This is a genomic window from Sediminibacterium sp. GW821-FHT12F12, assembly GCF_058806635.1.
Genome location: NZ_JBXAPW010000005.1, coordinates 111,955 through 132,229 on the forward strand (window position 1 = coordinate 111,955; position 20,275 = coordinate 132,229).

The 20,275-nt window shown below is 45.1% G+C and carries 18 protein-coding genes; 8 read left to right on the plus strand and 10 right to left on the minus strand.

The window, feature by feature from the left end; translation table 11 throughout:
- Positions 1 to 38: 38 nt before the first annotated feature.
- The 6 genes from AC1RNB_RS09445 to AC1RNB_RS09470 all read right to left on the minus strand — a co-directional run bounded on the left by AC1RNB_RS09445 (position 39) and on the right by AC1RNB_RS09470 (position 6,944).
- Complete coding sequence (locus AC1RNB_RS09445; protein ID WP_493082429.1) at positions 39 to 1,124, minus strand: chorismate mutase; 1,086 nt, start codon at positions 1,122 to 1,124, stop codon at positions 39 to 41.
- 111 nt (positions 1,125 to 1,235) lie between these two features.
- Complete coding sequence (locus tag AC1RNB_RS09450) at positions 1,236 to 2,945, minus strand: DEAD/DEAH box helicase (RefSeq protein WP_493082430.1); 1,710 nt, start codon at positions 2,943 to 2,945, stop codon at positions 1,236 to 1,238.
- A gap of 325 nt (positions 2,946 to 3,270) precedes the next feature.
- Positions 3,271 to 4,110: a prephenate dehydrogenase gene (locus AC1RNB_RS09455; RefSeq protein WP_493082431.1), complete on the minus strand. Its 840-nt coding sequence runs from the start codon at positions 4,108 to 4,110 to the stop codon at positions 3,271 to 3,273.
- An 84-nt stretch (positions 4,111 to 4,194) separates the two neighbouring features.
- Positions 4,195 to 5,349: a pyridoxal phosphate-dependent aminotransferase gene (locus tag AC1RNB_RS09460; protein WP_493082432.1), complete on the minus strand. Its 1,155-nt coding sequence runs from the start codon at positions 5,347 to 5,349 to the stop codon at positions 4,195 to 4,197.
- A 2-nt stretch (positions 5,350 to 5,351) separates the two neighbouring features.
- Positions 5,352 to 6,239 (minus strand): prephenate dehydratase, encoded by an 888-nt coding sequence (locus tag AC1RNB_RS09465; RefSeq protein ID WP_493082433.1) that lies wholly within the window; start codon positions 6,237 to 6,239, stop codon positions 5,352 to 5,354.
- 531 nt (positions 6,240 to 6,770) lie between these two features.
- A complete protein-coding gene (locus AC1RNB_RS09470; protein ID WP_493082434.1) occupies positions 6,771 to 6,944 on the minus strand; it encodes a hypothetical protein in 174 nt (57 codons plus the stop codon).
- Positions 6,945 to 7,090: 146 nt separating this feature from the next.
- Between AC1RNB_RS09470 and AC1RNB_RS09475 the strand changes: the two genes are divergently transcribed.
- The gene (locus AC1RNB_RS09475; RefSeq protein ID WP_493082435.1) at positions 7,091 to 7,657 is read left to right on the plus strand and encodes an RNA polymerase sigma factor; all 567 of its coding nucleotides are present in this window, start codon (positions 7,091 to 7,093) and stop codon (positions 7,655 to 7,657) included.
- Positions 7,658 to 7,661: 4 nt separating this feature from the next.
- Entirely contained in the window at positions 7,662 to 8,768 is a 1,107-nt protein-coding gene (locus AC1RNB_RS09480) for a S1C family serine protease (protein ID WP_493082436.1), read from the plus strand.
- A 121-nt stretch (positions 8,769 to 8,889) separates the two neighbouring features.
- Here the strand turns inward: AC1RNB_RS09480 and AC1RNB_RS09485 are convergent, their stop codons facing one another.
- On the minus strand, positions 8,890 to 9,792 hold the full coding sequence (locus AC1RNB_RS09485; protein ID WP_493082437.1) for a glycosyltransferase family protein: 903 nt from the start codon (positions 9,790 to 9,792) through the stop codon (positions 8,890 to 8,892).
- 50 nt (positions 9,793 to 9,842) lie between these two features.
- Between AC1RNB_RS09485 and AC1RNB_RS09490 the strand changes: the two genes are divergently transcribed.
- Together AC1RNB_RS09490 and AC1RNB_RS09495 are read left to right on the plus strand one after the other, a co-directional pair.
- Positions 9,843 to 10,733 carry a 1-aminocyclopropane-1-carboxylate deaminase/D-cysteine desulfhydrase gene (locus AC1RNB_RS09490; RefSeq protein ID WP_493082438.1) on the plus strand — a complete coding sequence of 297 codons (891 nt, stop codon included), beginning with the start codon at positions 9,843 to 9,845 and terminating at the stop codon, positions 10,731 to 10,733.
- Between the two features lie 26 nt (positions 10,734 to 10,759).
- Positions 10,760 to 11,932 (plus strand): hypothetical protein, encoded by a 1,173-nt coding sequence (locus AC1RNB_RS09495; protein ID WP_493082439.1) that lies wholly within the window; start codon positions 10,760 to 10,762, stop codon positions 11,930 to 11,932.
- 52 nt (positions 11,933 to 11,984) lie between these two features.
- On the opposite strand, the gene lipB is transcribed toward AC1RNB_RS09495, so the two are convergent.
- The gene (gene lipB / locus AC1RNB_RS09500; protein WP_493082440.1) at positions 11,985 to 12,707 is read right to left on the minus strand and encodes a lipoyl(octanoyl) transferase LipB; all 723 of its coding nucleotides are present in this window, start codon (positions 12,705 to 12,707) and stop codon (positions 11,985 to 11,987) included.
- A 90-nt stretch (positions 12,708 to 12,797) separates the two neighbouring features.
- Here lipB and AC1RNB_RS09505 point away from each other — a divergent pair, with 90 nt between their 5' ends.
- The 3 genes from AC1RNB_RS09505 (at position 12,798) to AC1RNB_RS09515 (ending at position 15,466) form a co-directional block, all read left to right on the plus strand.
- Positions 12,798 to 13,844, plus strand: coding sequence for an RluA family pseudouridine synthase (locus tag AC1RNB_RS09505; RefSeq protein ID WP_493082441.1), 1,047 nt, complete (start codon positions 12,798 to 12,800; stop codon positions 13,842 to 13,844).
- 69 nt (positions 13,845 to 13,913) lie between these two features.
- Positions 13,914 to 14,915: a biotin synthase BioB gene (gene bioB / locus AC1RNB_RS09510; RefSeq protein ID WP_493082442.1), complete on the plus strand. Its 1,002-nt coding sequence runs from the start codon at positions 13,914 to 13,916 to the stop codon at positions 14,913 to 14,915.
- 35 nt (positions 14,916 to 14,950) lie between these two features.
- Positions 14,951 to 15,466, plus strand: a complete 516-nt coding sequence (locus AC1RNB_RS09515) for a hypothetical protein (RefSeq protein WP_493082443.1) — start codon at positions 14,951 to 14,953, stop codon at positions 15,464 to 15,466.
- Positions 15,467 to 15,486: 20 nt separating this feature from the next.
- On the opposite strand, the gene AC1RNB_RS09520 is transcribed toward AC1RNB_RS09515, so the two are convergent.
- On the minus strand, positions 15,487 to 17,421 hold the full coding sequence (locus AC1RNB_RS09520; protein WP_493082444.1) for a T9SS type B sorting domain-containing protein: 1,935 nt from the start codon (positions 17,419 to 17,421) through the stop codon (positions 15,487 to 15,489).
- Positions 17,422 to 17,593: 172 nt separating this feature from the next.
- The gene (locus tag AC1RNB_RS09525) at positions 17,594 to 19,510 is read right to left on the minus strand and encodes a beta-N-acetylhexosaminidase (protein ID WP_493082445.1); all 1,917 of its coding nucleotides are present in this window, start codon (positions 19,508 to 19,510) and stop codon (positions 17,594 to 17,596) included.
- Between the two features lie 84 nt (positions 19,511 to 19,594).
- Here AC1RNB_RS09525 and AC1RNB_RS09530 point away from each other — a divergent pair, with 84 nt between their 5' ends.
- Positions 19,595 to 20,275 (plus strand): HAD family hydrolase, encoded by a 681-nt coding sequence (locus tag AC1RNB_RS09530; RefSeq protein ID WP_493082446.1) that lies wholly within the window; start codon positions 19,595 to 19,597, stop codon positions 20,273 to 20,275.

A 20,275-nucleotide genomic window follows, 5' to 3' on the forward strand; every position in this document is an offset into this window, starting at 1 on the left:
TTATATGATCCGCCAATCCGCTATCTGTAATGCTTGCATTAGGAATTCATGATCTTGTTCTGGTGGGTAATACTTTCCATGTGAACCGCATCAAAGTATTTGGTTACAAATTCCTTACTCAGGCCCAGTTTATCGCCTTTGGCGAAAGCCCTTTCCAGAATGCTGTTCCAGCGGTTGGTTTGCAGGATGGTGATATTATTATCTTTTTTGTACTGACCGATATTCTCTGCCACTTTCATTCGCTGGCCGAGGATCTGCATCAGTTCATCATCCAGGTTATTGATCTGCTGTCGCAATTTTTCGAGTGCTGCATGGTATTCGGGAGAAGCAATGTCTTCTTTTCTCCAGCGGATATTGCCGATCATTTCACCCAGTTGTTCCGGTGTGATCTGCTGTTTGGCGTCGCTCCAGGCGTTATCCGGATCGATATGGCTTTCTACGATCAGACCGTCAAAGTCAAGATCGATAGCCGTTTGGGCTACTTCCTGTAAAATATCTCTTCTGCCACAGATATGAGAAGGGTCATTGATCAGTAATAACTCGGGGTAGCGACGCTTCATTTCGATGGCCAGGTGCCACATGGGTGCGTTGCGATATTCGGTATTGCCATAGGAACTGAAACCACGGTGTATCAGGCCGATATCTTTGATACCTGCTTTGGCTACACGCTCCATCGCACCGATCCAGAGTTCCAGATCCGGGTTAATAGGATTTTTGATCAGAACAGGCACTTCTACACCACGTAAAGCATCTGCTACTTCCTGCACACTGAACGGGTTTACCGTGGTACGGGCGCCGATCCAAAGCACATCTACCCCAAAATGCAGGGCATCTTCTACCTGTTTGCCGGTGGCTACTTCAATAGCTACCGGTAATCCGGAAGCTTTTTTGGCGGCCTGTAACCAGGGCAGGCCCTTGGTGCCGATTCCTTCAAAACTACCGGGACGGGTACGGGGTTTCCAAATACCTGCACGCAGGATATCTACTTTACCGGTAGCTGCCAAACGCATTGCCGTTTGCATCACCTGCTCTTCTGTTTCGGCACTGCAGGGACCGGAAATAATTAATGGACGCTTCTTTAATAATGCCTCCACCGTTGTTGCCTGTTCGATTGCTTGTTCCATGTTTGTTGTTGTTACTTTTTATGTTTTTTATTGGTTGATCAGTTAACAGGTAAACCCATCTATTGGCCGGCAATCAATCACCAATCAACAGGTTTACCTGCTAACATCTGATTACCCTTCGCCTCTTCTGGGTTTCTTGGAGAAACCTGCCGGACCACCACTATCCGCATCATTCATACGGATCCTTCTGCCTTTGTAGCTTTTACCGTCCAAAGAACGGATCATCTGCTGCGCGGCGCCACGATCGATCTCGATCCAGCTGTTCATGTCCTTCATATCAATCTTACCCAGTACTTCTTTTTTCAGGTCGCTCATATCCAGGATAAACTGCAGGAAGCTGGCTTTAAAAAACCCGTCTTTGGTTCCCAGGTTCACAAACAGCCGGCTGTAACCGCCACCTCTGGTATATTCCTTGCGACTATCGCCACGACCTTCACCTCTATCATCTCTTCTTCTGGGTTCGCTTCTGTCGTTGCGGTCCATTTTGCTGCGTTCGCGCAGGTTCAGGTCTTCCGCATTCTCATAATATTTCAGGAAGCGGTCAAACTCCATCGCTGCCACACGTTTCAGTACATCTTCCTTGCTCACATCGGCAAACTTTTCTGCCAGCATGGGAACATAGGTTTCATAATCGCCATGGCTGATATCGGCCGACAATAATTTATCCATGAAATGGAAGAACTGTTTGCGGCATACATCCTTGCCACTCGGTATATCCAGCTTGTGAAACTGCGAGTTGTTGATCCGTTCGATCTGTTTGAACTTATACATCTCTTTCGCATGTACGATCGAGATACAGATACCCTGGTTACCGGCACGACCAGTACGACCACTTCTGTGTGTATAAATCTCCACATCATCCGGCAATTCGTAGTTGATCACGTGGGTGATACCCACCACATCAATTCCACGCGCCGCCACATCGGTTGCGATCAGCAACTGCAGGCTTTTATCGCGGAACTGTCCCATAACACGGTCACGCTGTTGTTGCGTCAGGTCTCCATGCAGGGCGTCAATATCGTATCCTTCCCTTGTTAGTCTTTCAGAGATCTCCTGAGCATCGATCTTGGTACGGGTAAAAATGATCCCATAGATACCCGGGTTAAAATCGATGATCCTTTTCAGCGTTTCATAACGGTGCTGTGCCGTGGTAACATAGTATTGGTGATCGATACTTTTGTTGGTCGTGTTCACCTTCCCCACCGTTACCTCTTTGGGATCCTTCATGTACTTCTTGCTCACTTTGCGGATCTCCGGCGGCATGGTAGCACTGAATAACCAGGTACTTTCCCTTACCGGGGTATTCTTAAGGATGAATTCGATATCATCCTGGAAACCCATGTTGAGCATTTCATCCGCTTCATCCAGTACCACGTACTTGATCTGCTCAAGATTGATCGCTTTACGCTCGATCAGGTCGATCAGACGACCCGGTGTAGCTACCACGATCTGCACGCCCCTTTTCAGGTCGCGGATCTGTAACCCGATAGAAGCGCCCCCATACACAGCCACTACGGATACCCCAGACATGTATTTTTTAAAGAGCTCTATTTCTTTCACAATCTGCAGGCAGAGTTCCCTTGTGGGACAAACCACCAGCGCCTGCGGATATTTAGCCGCGGCATCAATAATATGCAGCAAAGGCAGGCCAAAAGCCGCTGTTTTGCCGGTTCCCGTTTGCGCCAGGCCAATAAAGTCCTTGGTGCCACTCAGCAATACGGGGATTGCCTGTTCTTGTATTGCGGTTGGGTTCACATACCCCAACTCATCCGTTGCCTGAATCAATCTAGCATCAATTCCCAACGCTTCAAATGTCGTCATGTAATAAAAAATTTGCTGCAAAGGTACTTTTTATATACCTCTTTACCCTTTTTTTGTTTGAAACCCAGCAGCAGCGTGGATTTCAGCTATTCTTGCGTCGCACACTTGTACTTCCTTCCGCCTATCGGCTATCATTCGCGAATTAGCGGATAACGGATTCATGTTTAATAGCTATTTGCTAATTCGCCCTCCCTCTTCAGACAGGCTATTAGCCGCGAGCTGTGAGCCATGAGCTTTTCCTAATCTTGCTTGTCGATAGAACGTTACCCCATATTTTTCGATACGCAGATAGCTCACAGCTAATGGCTCGCAGCTCGAAGCTGCCCTATTTCAATATTCTCCTGATCCCGTTCGCCTTCTCGATCAACTCGGCCAGGTATTCGTAATTCTCTTTCTCCAGGCAGGCTTTGAACTTACGTAACTGGGCAATATGCTCATTCAATACATCCAGCACATTGTCTTTATTCTGCATAAAAATGGGTACCCACATGGCTGGATTACTCTTGGCCAAACGTACGGTGCTCTCGAAACCGCCACTCGCCAGTTCAAAAATGGCATCTTCTTCCCTCTCCTTCTCCAAAACCGTATTGGCCAGGGCAAAAGAAGTGATATGCGAAATATGACTTACATAAGCTACATGCACATCGTGCGCTTCCGCATTCATGTAAACGATGTGCATACCGAGGAGTCCATAGACTTTTTCTACCAGTTCCACAGCATCCGTATCACTTGCATCCTTACTGCAGATCACGGTTGCTTTTTTCTCAAAAGCATTTTTTACTGCCGCTTCCGGACCGCTGTATTCGGTACCCCACATCGGGTGGGTGGCTACAAAACGTCCGCGTTGGGGGCTTTGATCCGCCGCTTCGCAGATCGTTTTTTTGGTAGAGCCCACATCCATTACTACCTGTTTGTCTACCATTTGCAAAATCAGTGGCAACAAAACTTCAGCCACGTTAATAGGCGTTGCCAGTATCACCAGACCGGATTCCTGAACGGCTGTATGCAAATCCTTTACTTCATCCACCAGCCCCAGTTCCAAAGCCTTAGATGCATGCGCAGGATTAGCTTCTACCCCGATCAGTCTGGTGGCAAAACCTTTCTCTCTCAATGTCAAAGCCATGGAACCTCCGATAAGGCCAACCCCGATGATGGTAACTGTCATGGTAATTAAGAATTAAAAATTAGAAATTAAAAATTGAATACGCGTTCTCACTAACTCTGTTTAGAAATTATTAATGGTTAATTGCTAATTTTTAATTCTATTGATCGCTTCTTCAAATTTTTCGATGCTGCCGCATAAACTCACCCTGATATAACCGTTGCCGGCAGAACCAAAAATGCCACCGGGGGTGATAAATACACTGGCATTATACAGCACTTCATCGCTTAGTTGGTAACCGCTTGGGTATTTTGCAGGAATCTTAGCCCATACGAATAAACCTACCTGGTCTTTGGAAAATTCACAGTGCAGCAATTGCAGCAATTCAAATACTTTCTCACGTCGGGCTGTGTAAATGGCATTAATATCATCGTACCAGTCTTTACCAAGGCTCAGGGCTTTGGCCGCAGCCAGTTGTACCGGCAAAAACATACCGCTGTCCATATTACTTTTAAACCGCAGGATTTCTTCAATTCTTTCTTTGGCGGCGCAGAGCATTCCTACCCGCCAGCCGGCCATGTTCTGGCTTTTGCTTAATGAGTTCAGCTCAATCACCACTTCTTTGGCTCCATCCACACTGAGCAGGCTCATGGGTGTTTCGTTCAGGATAAAGCTGTAAGGATTATCATGACAAACCAGGATATTATGTTTTTTTCCAAATGCCACAATCTTTTCAAACAAAGCCACTGTTGGCAATTGTCCGGTTGGCATGTGCGGGTAGTTAACCCATAACAGTTTCACTTTCCGCAGATCCATTTGTTCGAGTGCGGCAAAATCAGGTTCCCAGTTGTTCTCTTCTTTCATTTCATAGGAAACCGCTTTACCTCCGGCCAGTTTTACGGCACTGCTGTAGGTGGGGTAACCGGGGTTAGGGATCAGTGCTTCATCTCCTTCGTTCAGATAGGTCATACAAATATGCATGATCCCTTCTTTGCTACCGATCAGCGGCAATACTTCCGTATCGGGGTTAATGGTAACACCATACCACCGGGCATACCATGCGGCAATGGCATTTCGTAAAACCGGAGATCCTTTATAACTCTGATAGGCATGCGTGTTAGACTTCTCCGCTTCTTCCTGCAGCACTTTTACCACATCGGGATGCGGCGGCAGATCGGGGCTGCCAATACCCAGGTTGATAATATTTTTACCTTGTTTGTTCAGCTCTTCTATCTCACGTAGTTTCTGCGAGAAATAGTATTCGCCGATGCCTTCCAGTCTTGTTGAAGTAGCTACTGTCATAATTAACCTTTTACAAGTTTTCCTTTTTTGTAAATACCGAATATTTTTACACTGTTCGTCAGTGCTTCAATGGAAGCCATTACTCCTTCAAATTGTTTGCGGGAATCAAATTCCAGATCCGCATAAAAGCCGTATTTGAAATTACTGCCGGGTATGGGCATACTCTGGAGTTTACTCAGGTTAATGCCCCCTTTTGCGATCCGGCTTAATACCTGTGCCAGTATGCCTTTGGAGTGATTGGTCTGGAAATAAACAGATGCCTTATCCGCATCGGCCACTTCCTGCACTTCTTTTTCTCTTTGTAATACGAGAAAACGGGTCACATTATTTTTCAGGGTATGGATATGCGGAGCAATGATATCCATATCGTATAATTCTGCCGCCAGTTTGCTCGCAATAGCGGCCGCATGTTTGCTGTGTTTCTGGTGAATATGTTTGGCACTGAGTGCGGTATCTTCTGTTTCTACCAGTTTCCAATCCTGTTTTTCGAGGTAATCGAGGCATTGCAGGATGGCCATCGGGTGACTATGCACTTCTTTGATATCTTCCAGTTTCACGCCTTTGTTAACCAGGAGGTTCTGGCTGATAGAGAGATACACTTCCCCGATCACTTTCAGGTTGCTTTTCTGCAGCAGGTTGTAATTAGGAAGGATACTTCCGGCAATGGAATTTTCTATGGCCATGATTCCGCCGGCGGACTGTTTTTTATCAGAAGATATCCGGATCAGGTCGCGGAAAGTGGCGCAGGTAATCACTTCTACCTGTTTACCAAAAAAGGAACGGGCAGCTACCTGGTGAAAACTTCCTTCGTACCCCTGAATGCAGATCCCTGCCGGCTTATCAGCCGGATCGGTAGTGGCAGATCTTTTATCCTGTTTTACAGTTGTCATATTATTTCCTGTTTCATTACCCCCTTTCCTTACAGCGGGGCAAAAAAAATCCCGGCCTTTCGGGCCGGGATCGTATCTTAATTTGTTTTCGCTTTTATGCTTTGGCAAATACTACCCGGCTTCTTTGTGTAAAGAAGTAATAAAAGAAAAAATAGAAAGTATTTGCTGTGTTTTGAATCATTCTATGCCAAATATAATCATTGATCCTATTCAATAGCATCATCTCTCAAAAAATATTATACTAACAAACCTTAGTTAGAACTAAGATAGGATACGGATGTGGTCTGGGGATTGATTGGTTGTTGTAGTGGCGAGGGTGGAAATAGGGTTAACTTTTACTTATTACTTATTAATTATTAATTGCTAATTGTTAATTTTTATGTCAGGCCGCTCCAGCGTCCCAACATAAAAAAGGCCCTCCGTGGAAACGGAGCGCCCTCTAACGATTGCTTGCCATATGAAAAAAAGTTCGAAAGCTGTTCTGACCGGCAAGCTAAGTCACCTCAAATCTTACACACTTAGCTTTAAGAATTACTTCTTGGTAGTGTCTGCAGCAGCTTTGGTTGTATCTACAGCAGCAGCGGTAGTGTCAACTGGGGCAGTAACTGAATCAGTTTTTACTGTGTCAGCAGCAGGAGTTTGGTTTTCACCAGAATTACAGGCAGCGAAAGCGCCCAGAGCCAATACGAATAACAGCTTTTTCATGTTTGTTTGTTTTGTTGTGAGTGAATTTAGTATTAATACCCGCATGTGATAAAAGGTAACCCGGGGTAGCCGAAGTTTTTTAAAAAAATATTTTAGGCCTATTTTGGGTTACTTTTACCCCCTATACCGTATTAAATGTACAGATAGTGAAAGCCGATACTAACGAACAAGCATTACTGAAGGGACTGGCACTGAACGACTCCAAAGCCATCGAAACCATTTACAAGGATAATTTTTCGATGGTTCAGGCTTTTATTCTGCAGAACAATGGCTCTTACGACGACGCCCGGGATATCTTCCAGGAAGCCATGATCGCCTTGTATGAGAAAGCACAAAGCGAATCATTTGTCTTAACCTGCCAGATCAAAACCTATGTATATTCTATATGCAGGCGTTTATGGTTGAAAAGATTACAACAGTTGGGTAGATATTCGAACCGGATCGACAGTATGGAAGAAACGGTTCCGGTGGAAGAAGATCTTGACATACACGAAAAGCGTAATGCCGAGTTTGCCATCATGGACCGGGCCCTGAACAGCCTGGGAGAACCGTGTAAGAGTTTATTGGAGGGGTATTACCTGAAGAAAATGGGAATGCAGGACCTGGCGGCCGAATTTGGGTACACCAATGCCGACAATGCCAAGAACCAGAAATATAAATGTTTGATGCGGTTGAAGAAATTGTTCTTCTCGCAATATAATATCGGAGACTAATATCATGGACGACATTCTACTTTTGGAAGCAATCGAACGTTACCTCCACGGCGATATGGATGCCGCAGAGCGTGACTATTTTGAGACGCTCCGGAAAAATACACCCGAAATAGACCAGATGGTGGTAGAGCATGGCATGTTCCTGCACCAGATGGACATTTACGCGCTTCACCGTAACCTGCGTGCCAGCTTACAGCTGTCGCATGCCAAATTACTGGAGCGTGGCGATATCAATGAAGGTGGCGAATTGACCACCCGCGGTAAAGTGATCCAGATCTGGAACAAATACAAAAGGGTAACCGCTATCGCAGCTTCTGTGGGTGGCGTAATTGCATTGGTGATCAGTGGACTGGCCATTTATTTCTCTCCGGTAGTGAATGGCAACCAGATTGAGCAGTTGAGCAAAGCCATTGAAGTAATCAAGAAGAACCAGCAATACCAGGGAACCCTGATCAATGAAGTAAAAAGCAAGATCCCTGCAAACGCCAGGCTGATCAGCGGTGGTTCCGGTTTCCTCATCGATCCTAAAGGATATATTATTACCAATGCACACGTGCTGAAAGGTTCCGGTGCGGTTGTGGTAGACAATAAAGGGCAGGAATACAATGCTACTATTGCCCATATAGATACAGACCGCGACCTTGCGATCCTGAAGATCAACGATTCAGAATACCAGCCACAGAAATCCCTCCCCTATACCATCCGTAAATCCAATGCCGAATTAGGGGAAGAAATATTTACCCTTGGTTACCCAAGAAACGATATTGTGTACGGAGAAGGTTACCTGAGTGCCAGAACCGGTTATAACAGCGACTCCCTTACCTACCAGGTGCAGATCAGCGCCAACCCCGGTAACTCCGGCGGACCGGTATTCAATAACAGTGGCGAAGTGATCGGGATTTTAAGTACCCGCCAGGCGGAAGCCGAAGGCGTAGCTTTTGCCGTGAAATCTAAAAATATTTATAAACTGGTGGAGGAGCTGAAAGCAGCTGATACTTCTTTTGCCAGACTGAAGCTGCCCGGTCGCTCGAGTTTAAAGGGTGTACAAAGAAAACAGCAGATCACCCGTTTGGAAGAATCGGTGTTTTCTGTGAAAGCTTTTAAGAAATAAGATATGAATTATTGATTTAGACAGCCCGCTTTTTGCGGGCTGTTTTTTTATGGCCATTACATAGCAAAAAACAGGGAAGCATTTGCTTCCCTGTTAGTATTTTATCAATCAATAACCAGGATCAGGTCCACAAAGCTGAGGGATATTCACCCGAAGCTACCAAGGCATTGATACTGGCCTGTACACCCGGTGCATCTTCCTTATACGTTACCCCGAACCATTTGGCAGAAGTAGGAATTACTTTTACTACGCCTTTTCCTGACTGAATATAATATTTAGTAGCCGTAGGAATAAAAAATTCAGCTTTGGGCTCGTTCATATGCTGATCAAGGAAATGGTGGAACTGCTCTTCGCAGAGATCGATAAAACCGGGTGCAAAACAGAGATAGTTCATGCTAACCAGGCTGTCTTCTGATACTTCATGCAAGCCGGTCTCATCCTGGTAGGTGATTTTGCCGTTCCCGTCTCTGAAAATGCTGGTACGTTCATTGATATCAGTGAGGTTATTATCAGCATCAATATCACAAACGCCACGACTTACACTACCGTTATCGCTGAGCGTGTTTTTTAACTCATAACCCAGGATACAATAGGTTTGTTCATTACACTGGGTAGTCAGGAAATCATATGCTTTCACAAAAGCGTCTCTCCCGTAATAATCATCTGCGTTGATCACGGCAAAGGGTTCGTTTACTTTTCCTTTGCAGCAAAGTACGGCATGACCGGTTCCCCAGGGTTTGGTTCTTTCTGCCGGTAGAGTGCGGCCACCGGTAAAGGCATTCAGGTGTTGGTAAACATAATCAGTAGCAATACGTCCCTGTAATTTAGGTTCAAAAATGGCTTTAAAACCTTCTGCAAACTCTTCCCGGATAATAAAAACGATTTTGCCGAAACCTGCGCGGATAGCATCATAAATAGAATAATCCATGATAGTTTCGCCGGAAGGACCAAAAGACTGGGTCTGCTTCATGCTTCCATATCGGCTGGCCATGCCGGCAGCTAAGATCACAAGTGTTGGTTTCATGCAGAATATGATTAAGATTGTGCTGTTAAAAGAATGAATGATCGGTTAAAATGTATGCGAAATTACAAAATATCAAGGTTCAGCCATTGCCCCATTTTTCGGATGAACAGGTGCAGACAGATATCCTGCGGCTGGACCTACTGCATCCCATCGTATCGGGCAATAAATGGTTTAAACTGAAGTATTACCTGGTGGAAGCCCACCTGGCCGGCCATCATACCATTGCCACGTTTGGCGGTGCTTTCTCTAATCATATTGTGGCCATGGCTTATGCCGCTAAAGAAGCCGGATTGCAGAGTCGTGGGTATATCCGGGGAGAGTTAACCCATCCCCTATCTCCCACTTTGCGGCAGTCGCGGGAACTGGGTATGGAGCTGAGGTTTGTAACCAGGGAGCAGTTCCGGGATCCGGATACTATCATCCGCGCTAACACTGACCCGGGGGTATATTGGGTACGAGAAGGTGGCTATGGCCTGTTAGGCGCCAAAGGTGCGGGTGATATCTTATCATCGGCCGACACCCAAGCCTATACGCATATCATTTGTGCCGTAGGCACGGGTACCATGCTGGCGGGTCTGATCCGGTCTGCCCGCATAGAACAGCAATTGATCGGAATCAGTGTTCTCAAAAACCATTTGGGACTGGAACAGGAAGTAAAATCACTACTATCCAATAGCCAGCAGGCACCATTTACCATCCTGCATAACTATCATTTTGGCGGCTATGCCAAACACCCCGCTGAGTTGATCCGATTCATGTGCGAAACCTGGGAGGCAGAGCAATTACCCACAGATATTGTGTATACATCCAAACTGCTGTATGCAGTGAAAGAGCTGGTATCCAATCAATATTTTCCTACAGGTAGCCGGTTACTGGTGATCCATAGCGGCGGATTGCAGGGAAATAACTCTTTACCGTCCGGCATATTACCATTTTCTTAAACGATCTGATTTTATATTTGTAACCCATGAGGCCGATCTTACGTTCACTTGCAATACTGACAGGGTTACTCGTATGTTTTACCGCTTTTTCGCAGAGCCTGCTGCCCGACTTTGCTGCGCGGGAACTGACCCGCGGAAAAATCCAGATCAGCTGGAACAATCCTTACCGTAATTGTGTTCAGTTGGCTATTCAACGATCCCTTGACAGCAGCAAAAATTTCCGTACTATTTTTTCTTCGCAATCGCCGGAGCTGGCTTCGAATGGTTATGTTGATAACAGACCGGTGCCCAGTGTGAAAAATTTCTACCGGATTTTTTATTCGCTGGAGGGAGGTAGTTATTTTTTCACCAGGGCCATCGCAGTAGAAGCCAGTTCGGTGGTAAAATCTTTGCCTGTTGATCTGCCTACTGTTACACCATCAATACCGCCGATAAAAGAAAAACTCATTACACCCACCCTCACTGCTGGAGAAAAGAAAAACCTGACCAGCATCTATTTACAAAAGAATATCCTATTCCGTTTTGATAAAGCAGGGTATGCGCGATTTAAGGATTCCATCAATACAAAAACCAAAGACAAACTCCGTCGCCTGAACGAGAGGTCGGTAGAATGGATCCCTGTAAACAAAGAGGTATACTATATTTATAAAGACCAACAGGTAGTGGCTGAGTTAACTAAGAAATCCTTCTTGAAGTGGAAAGACTCGATTAAATACAAAACACAGGATACCCTGTATGCGCTGGATGCATACCATAGCCAGATCCGCTCCTATGCCCCCCCTCCCAAAGCCTATGTATTTATTTACCGGAATGATAGCCTGTTGCAGGTACTGGAAACCGCCCTGTATCGTAAATTCAAAGACTCGGTAGCCAATAAAACCAAGGACACCTTATATGCCAGCGATGAGCAACATGTGGAGATCAGGCCTTTTGTTCCGCGTTATGTATGGAAACCTTCAGACTATATCTTCACCAATAACAAAGGATATGTGACTATTCTGCTGCCACTGGTAAAACAACACAGATATGCTGTGATCTTTTATGAAGAAGATGGCTCAGAACTATTCCGCATCAAAAACCTGAAAGAGCAGGAACTGATCCTGGACAAAACAGACTTTGTTCATGCAGGTTGGTTTTATTTTGAGTTATTTGAGGATGATAGACTGATGGAAAAGAACAAGTTCTTTCTGCCGAGGTGAATGAATGATAGAATGAGTGAATGAGTGAGTGAGTGAATGAGTGAATGTTTTGTCAGGGGGAAACGAGATGAATGGGGAATACTTTTTCGAAATTCTTTTTTACTTTTTCTTTTACTTCATCGAAAGGAATTTCACGGCCCAGTTCTTTCCGGAGAGAAGTTACCTGTTTGTTTTCGATGCCGCAGGGCACGATATGACTGAAATAGTCAAGATCCGTATTAACATTAAAGGCAAATCCATGCATGGTGATCCAGCGGCTGCATTTGATGCCCATGGCGCAGATTTTACGCTCCCTGCCTTTCTGATCAGGATCGAGCCATACACCGGTTTCGCCGGGACTGCGTTCTCCTTTCAGACCATATTCGGCCATCGTAAGAATAATCACTTCTTCCAGGCTACGTAGGTACCAGCCCAGATCTGGCTTTAATTTTTCCAGATCGAGAATAGGATAGCCTACCAATTGTCCCGGTCCATGAAACGTAATATCTCCGCCGCGGTTAATATGGAAGTATTCGATCTGTTTCTGCCGTCTTTCTTCTGCTGAAATCAGCACATGGCTTTCTTTCCCGTTTTTACCCAGTGTATAAACAGGTTCATGTTCAACAAAAAGCAGGCGATGAACAGTGGAGGGCAATACTGCCACTACTGCCGGATCTGCTGCCCGCAGCAGGGCCTTTGTATCGGCATTCTCTTTTAATAATTTTTCCTGGTAATCCCAGATCTCCTTGTAACTGCGTTGCCGGCCAAGATCCTGGAACAAGACTTCCTGTTGCATGGCGCAAAAGTAGGAAGAAATTGGCACTGTGAATTGCCGGGGGTGGCTGTTAAAACACGCCATCTCCCTTCAAACCTTTATTTTTGCCGCATGTTGGATGAGCTTGATAATTTGCCCGAAGACACATCAGAAGCCCTATATGAGCGCAAAACCTTTACCATTGATAAGGGACAGGAACCACTGCGTATAGACAAATGGATCCAGATGCACCTGGAAGGTGCTACCCGTAATAAGGTACAACAGGGTATTGAAGCCGGGTTTGTAACGGTGAACGGAAAAACAGTAAAAAGCAATTATAAGATCAAACCGGGTGATGAGTTGTTGTTGATGAGCTTGATTAACCCGGAGCATACCGTATTGAAAAGAGAGAATATCCCCTTAAATATCGTGTATGAAGATGATGCCCTGATGGTGATTAATAAACCAGCCAATATGGTGGTGCATCCGGGCGTAGGTAATTTCAGCGGTACTTTACTGAATGGGGTGGCTTATTACCTCGAACAACAGCATCCGGGTATTGATGAAGATATTTTACCGAGGTTTGGATTGGTACACCGGATAGATAAAAATACTACGGGACTGATTGTGCTGGCCAAAAAACCGGAAGCAGCGGCGCATCTCGCCAAACAATTCTTTAACCATACGGTAAAACGTAAATACGTTGCACTGGTTTGGGGTGATATGGAATTTGATGAAGGAACGGTAACCGGTCATATTGCCCGGCATAAACAGCACAGAAAAATGTTTGATGTATATCCCGAAGGAGAAATCGGTAAACATGCCATTACCCATTACAAAGTACTCGAAAGATTCAATTATGTAACCCTGGTAGAATGTGTGCTCGAAACAGGACGTACCCATCAGATCAGGGTGCACATGAAACATATCGGGCATACTCTTTTCAACGATTGGGAATATGGCGGCGATAAAATTCTGAAAGGAACCATTTACAGCAAATACAAACAGTTTGTAGATAACTGTTTCGAGATTTGTCCGCGTTGTGCACTGCATGCCCGAACACTGGGATTTATTCACCCGGTTACACAGCAAGAAATTTTATTTGAATCGCCCTTACCCGAAGATATGCAGGGTGTTATTGAAAAATGGAGAGCGTATATCGGTACCCGGAAAGAGTAACTACTTCATTCAACACACCCCTTCAGCATATAAGATACCCGCTTATATTTGTACTATAAACAGATCCCTATGTCTACAGATATCCGGAATAACTGGACCCTTTCTGAAATCAAAGCTGTGTACGATACCCCTCTGCTGGAGCTGATTTATCGCGCAGCAGGTTTACACCACCAATACAACGATACCGCTGAAGTTCAGGTTTGTACCTTACTGAGTATTAAAACCGGAGGTTGCAGTGAGGATTGTGCATACTGTCCGCAAGCTGCCCGTTACAATACCGGCGTAGATGTACAGGCATTGATGCAGAAAGAAGAAGTATTAACCTATGCACAAAAAGCCAAAGAAGCCGGCAGTACCCGCTTTTGTATGGGAGCTGCCTGGAGAGAAGTAAGGGATAACCGTGATTTTGACCGTGTACTGGATATGGTAAAAGGCGTGAATGAAATGGGGATGGAAGTATGTTGTACGCTGGGTATGCTTACCGAATACCAGGCGCTAAGACTGGCCGAAGCTGGTTTATATGCCTACAACCACAACCTGGATACGAGTAAGGAACATTACGGCGATATCATTACTACCCGCACTTATGACGATCGTTTGCAAACCCTCGAAAATGTACGCAAAGCAGGGGTAACCGTTTGTTGCGGCGGCATTATTGGCTTGGGAGAGACACATGAAGACAGGATTCAGATGCTGCATACGCTGGCTACCATGCCGGAGCATCCGGAAAGTGTTCCCATTAACGCATTGGTGCCAGTGGCCGGAACACCGCTGGAGAACAATACCAAAGTAGATATCTGGGACATGGTTCGCATGATCGCCACCGCCAGGATCCTGATGCCCAAAACCATGGTACGTTTAAGTGCAGGCAGAAATGATATGAGTGTAGCCGAACAGGCGCTTTGCTTTATGGCAGGTGCCAATTCTATTTTTGCCGGAGATAAGTTACTTACTACCGCCAATCCCGGTTTTGAAGCGGATAATGCCATGTTTCAACTATTAGGATTATCGCCCCGGAAAGCGTTTAAAGAGGAATCGAAGCAATACCTTCGTGAAATGACAGAAGCATAGTACCATTAAACAATTACCCCTAAATCATACGCATCATGAAAAAATTACTTTGTTCTCTTTTAGTGCTCGTTACCTGTCAGTTAGCACAGGCCCAGATAACCGAGACCATGAAACTGGTAGATTCTACCACTCCTTTTAAACCTATCAATGGAGCCATTACACGTGGCAGTTTGATCAAGACCAGTAATTTTCATTATTACGAGATCAATGACAAAGTGAACCAGAAGTTCAATAATGGCCAGCCGCAGCTGCTGGTGTACCAGGATGGTAAAAAATTCAAAATCAAAATTGAGGGAATCGAAAAACTGCTAACCTGCAATAAAGTACAGGAAGTCATCGAAAGCAATATTGACGGAGATTTTAAAGGTTGGGATGGCTCTACGAGTTTTAAACTTGTGAACCAACAGATCTGGAAGCAGGATAATCCTACCAGCACAGTGTTTGCCAATATGTATCGTCCTGCAGTGTTGATTTACCTGAGTTCGGAGGGGTATAAACTTAAGATCGAAGGATTAAATGAAGATCCGATCCTGGTAAAAAAGGTACAATAGGTCTCAGCGTATCTCCTATCTCATCTTACAATTACTACCCAGCCGGAAATGACCGGCTGGTTGATGTTCAGGTCTATTACATAGTAATAAGTAGCCATTGGTAATGGCCTGCCATTATAGTTACCGTCCCATTCCCTGCTGGCATTTCTTGTCTCAAAAACCTGCGTGCCATTACGGGCAAATACTTTCACAGTAGCCAGCGGGTAAGTATCCAGGTTTTGGATCACCCAGGTATCATTGATGCCATCTCCATTGGGTGAGAAAATATTGGGAACCCGTAATTTTTTGTACACCCTTACAAATGTTTCATCAGTTTCTATAGGACAACCCGAACCTGGCAAAGCAGCCAAGGTATAAGTAGTGTTATCCACCGGATTCACTACAGGTGTTACGGTATTCCCATTCTGGATATGGGTATTGGGTGTCCAGTAAATACTGAGCGGACTGCCTTGAACAGAGCCATTCAGCGTTACCGTATCTCCTTCAAAAATGGTTTTATCCGGTCCTGCATTAACGATCAGTTTCTGTAATACATTCACCAGTACAGTGGCCGAATCTTTGCATCCATACTGATTGGTAATCACCACTTTGTAGGAAATGGTATCTACAGGTGATGCAAGCGGGTTGGCTGAACTGCTGTCGGAAAGTCCATTTACCGGCGACCAGCGATAAGCGACTCCACCGGATGCTGTTAATAGCGTGCTACTCCCCTCGCAAATATTTACTGTTGAACTGACCAACGCTTTGGTTCCGGGAAAAACGGTAATATGGAAAGAATCAATCCGGGTACAACCGGGTTCCGTTCTGATCTGCACTATATACCATCCGGAATCTTTCTCACTCACATTATACAAGAAAGGATCCCGCACTTTGGCGGTAAAGCCATTGGGACCAGACCATTGATACGTAAAAGCAGAACCATCTACGGCAGCTAGCCTGAAATCACTACCTGTACAACCCAGGAGATTTTTATCGGCACCAACCGGTGGTAAAGGATTTACATTAATGGTGGTGATATTGGAAGCAATACGGCAGTTGAGCGAACTGAAATTGGCAGCTTCTGCCATTACAGCACGATACTGGTAAATACCACCGGCAGTTGCTTTACGGGTAAAGTTCAAAGAAGTCTCACCCGTAATATCTTTCCATGTTTTACCCGTATCTACACTGAGCTGCCATTGCACCATCGGACTGGCGAATGCTGCCGGATAAGTGGTAGCAAAAGAAAATAGGGTTTGTTCTGTTTCGCATACATCTATCAGCGATTGTATCCTGTTATCTACCGTAGCCGCAATAACCGGTCCGCAGGGGCGGAAAGTTATGTCATCCAGCGCCAGATCATTTCCGCACTGGGCACCACCGGGAGCATTATTTGTAATCCGGAGTACCACCGTATTTACACCAGCCGGGGTTTTAAAAAATGTACCATACTGCTTCCATACCTTCTGCCCTTCGAAAGGAATATCGCCCGAATCAAATTTCTGGAGTAATACACCGGCAACTGTTTCGATCCGGAAAGTAAGGTTGGGTTTCACACCAGTACCACCACAGGCGGTGGGTTTTAAAACGTTGGCTACCCAGGTAGCAAATTCAAAAGTGGTATTGGCACATAAGCCTTTTACGGTATCTACATAAAACTCGCTGGGTTCCGGTGAAGCATTTACCAGCATAAATCGGCCACCGGTATCTCCGGTATGATCTCCCACCATCAGGTGCCAGGTATTACCGAAACAACCAAACGACATATTGGTAATGGTATACTGTCCATCGCCCGGGCAACCGGAAGTTACATATTGCAGATTGGTAATGCCAGCCTTTAAAGGGCCATTGGGTGTAGCATCTGAGCCGAATGTAACATTTACAACGGGATCTCCGAGACTGCCATTACAAAGTTGTCCGTTAGCCTGAAAACAGAGTATAGTAAGCAGTAAAAAATAGAGCAACTTTTGTTTCATGATGGCACATGTGTCAGTCACATGCAATAACAGCAGGATAAATGACCACCTTTTAAAAATACGAAGAAAACAGAGACAGTTTTATACCCAAACAGTACCGCCTGTTAAAAAACACAAAAGAGAAGGCCGCTATTACAGAACAGCGGCCTTTGGTGGTTTGATTTGGCTGAATTTACTTCTTTGCTTTTTCTGCCCTTGATTTCAATTCTGCAATGGGCATGGCAATGATACGACCGGTTTGTTTTTTGCCTTTATAAGTTACCACTTTCAGCATCACGGCATCTTTTGGTGCTATCAGTGCACTGGTATACTTAGGATAGTGGTTATCCGGAAAGCTGTTATCGAATGAATAATAGATATCCAGTATTTCTACTTCCTTACCCAGCTCTATCTTCAGTTGTTTATCAGCTGTGAAACTGGCCGCAAAACTGGGATCGTACACACTGGGTGCATATTTTTTATCCGCCACATCAAATCTTTCAAAATGCTGTTCCACTTTTCCGAAGAAATGATTCCAGTTCTTTTTTTCTTTGGGAGACCAGAGTGTTTCTGCTACGGCAAATGCACGGGGCCAGGTCATGTATTGCTGGTGACGCATATTATACACCTGCTCTGTCCAGAGGTTGGCCTGTCCGCCTTTGATATATTTTGGATCCACTTCATCCGGTACAGGTTCAAATTCATACGTCTTGTTCAACCGTAAGGAAGCGTAGATGCGTGGTTCGATAATCGGATCCCCCTGCATATAATCGATATAGGTATAAGTCGTAGGACTCATCACCACTTCATGTTTCATTTTAGCAGCCTGAATCCCTCCTTTCATTCCCTGCCAGCTCATCACTGCTGCGCCGGAGGCAAGGCCACCTTCCAGGATCTCATCCCATCCGAGGAATTTTTTGCCTTTGGATGAAACGATCTTCTCCAGTCTTTTTTCAAAATAACTCTGTACTTCTTCCATATGGTGTAATCCCTCCCGCTGCATTAATTCTTTGATAGCTGGAGATTTTTCCCAGTAGTTCTTGGGGCACTCATCTCCTCCCACATGAATATATTCAAAAGGGAACAGCTGTGCTACCTGTGTCATTACTTTATCGAGAAACTCGTACACTTTTTCATTGGCAGGACAAAGGGTATTATCTACCAAAGCGGTAGGCGGATTTCCTTTAGACCAATCCATGATCTCTTCTCCGGATCTTACCTGGTAAGTATTGGCTTCCGGCGTACAGGATAATTCAGGATAAGATACCACTGCGGCCAGGCTATGACCGGGCACATCTATTTCGGGCAGGATATCAACAAAACGTTCCTTCGCATATTGCACCAGTTCTTTGATATCATCCTGTGTGTAAAATCCCCCATAATCTTTGGGTTCATCGGGTGTAGGTTTGCTGAAAGTGCCGAAATAACCTGTTTTTTTCACATTCCAGGCACCTACTTCAGTAAGTTTTGGCAATCCTTTGATCTCCAGGCGCCAGCCTTCGTCATCGGTAAGATGCAGATGCAGCAGGTTGTATTTATAACGAACCATATCATCGATGAACTGTTTTACTTCCGCCTTGGTAAAGAAGTGACGGGCCACATCAAACATCAATCCTCTCCAGCCAAAACGGGGGTTGTCTGTAATTTCTACTACAGGTGCTTGCCATTTTACACCAGTAACACGCTCTTTACTCTCTATCTCTTTAGGAAAAAGCTGCAAGAGAGATTGCACGCCATAAAAAAGCCCTGCGGGCTGATTGGCTTTGATCTGAATATTTTTCTGGGTAACAGACAACTGATATCCTTCTTTACCAATAGCAGGATTTTCCGTACTGTTCAAAATAAGTCTGATATCAGCTCCAGGCGAAACAGTACTTACCGAGTATGTACTGCCGGCTACCGCAGACAAATGCTGTTTTAACACAGCCAGTACCTGTTTCAGTTCCGGGTTCGCCGGTGCTTCTATGCGGATTTGGGCAGGTAAGCGGAAACTGCCTGCACCCTGTTTCACTGAAACCGGTTCCGGAATAATCGCAATCTGTCTTTTGGCATCCTGCGCAAAAGAGGTCATACTCAATAATAAAGAAGCAAACATTAGTGTTTTTCTCATGTCGAAAATTTTGAAAAAATAATAGATAGCAATCATAACAAAATGCGTGTAAATAAATAGTTTAGTGTGATCATCATTTATTGTATGCAATATCGTATTCAGGCAGTCATATTTGATCTAGACGGTGTGATCGTTGATTCCAATCCCGCTATCGAGGAATTCTGGAAAACACTGGCAGACAAATACGGCATCTCACTCACAGAACCACTGATCCGCCAGTGGATCCATGGCCGAAAAATCGGCGATACACTTTCAGGTCTCTTCCATCACCTATCAGCCAAACAGTTGGAAGAGATCCGCGTATCAGCTTACCTGTTTGACCAAGATTTGCAACCCGGCCCCATACCCGGTATTGTATCCTTTGTACAAACACTACAGGAATTGGAAATTCCTACTGGTATTGTTACCAGCTCTCATCATTCCCGCATGCAGGAAATGATCAGGCAGCTGGGACTACTGCAGCAGTTCTCTCATTTTGTTACCGCTCATGACGTTAGCAAGGGTAAGCCTGATCCCGAACCTTACCTGGCCATGGGCACTAAAATGAATATTGCAGCCGAACACTGCCTCGTATTCGAAGATGCAATCAGTGGCATACAATCTGCCACGGGCGCGGGTATGCATGCCATTGGTATCGGTAAGGAAGATGCCAGAACAGATCTTACCTTTCATGGTGCCAAAGATGTGATCGAACATTATGCAGCCATCCGCATTCATCAAAGAACTTTTACCACACCCAACGGAACTATCTTCTCCATAACCTAA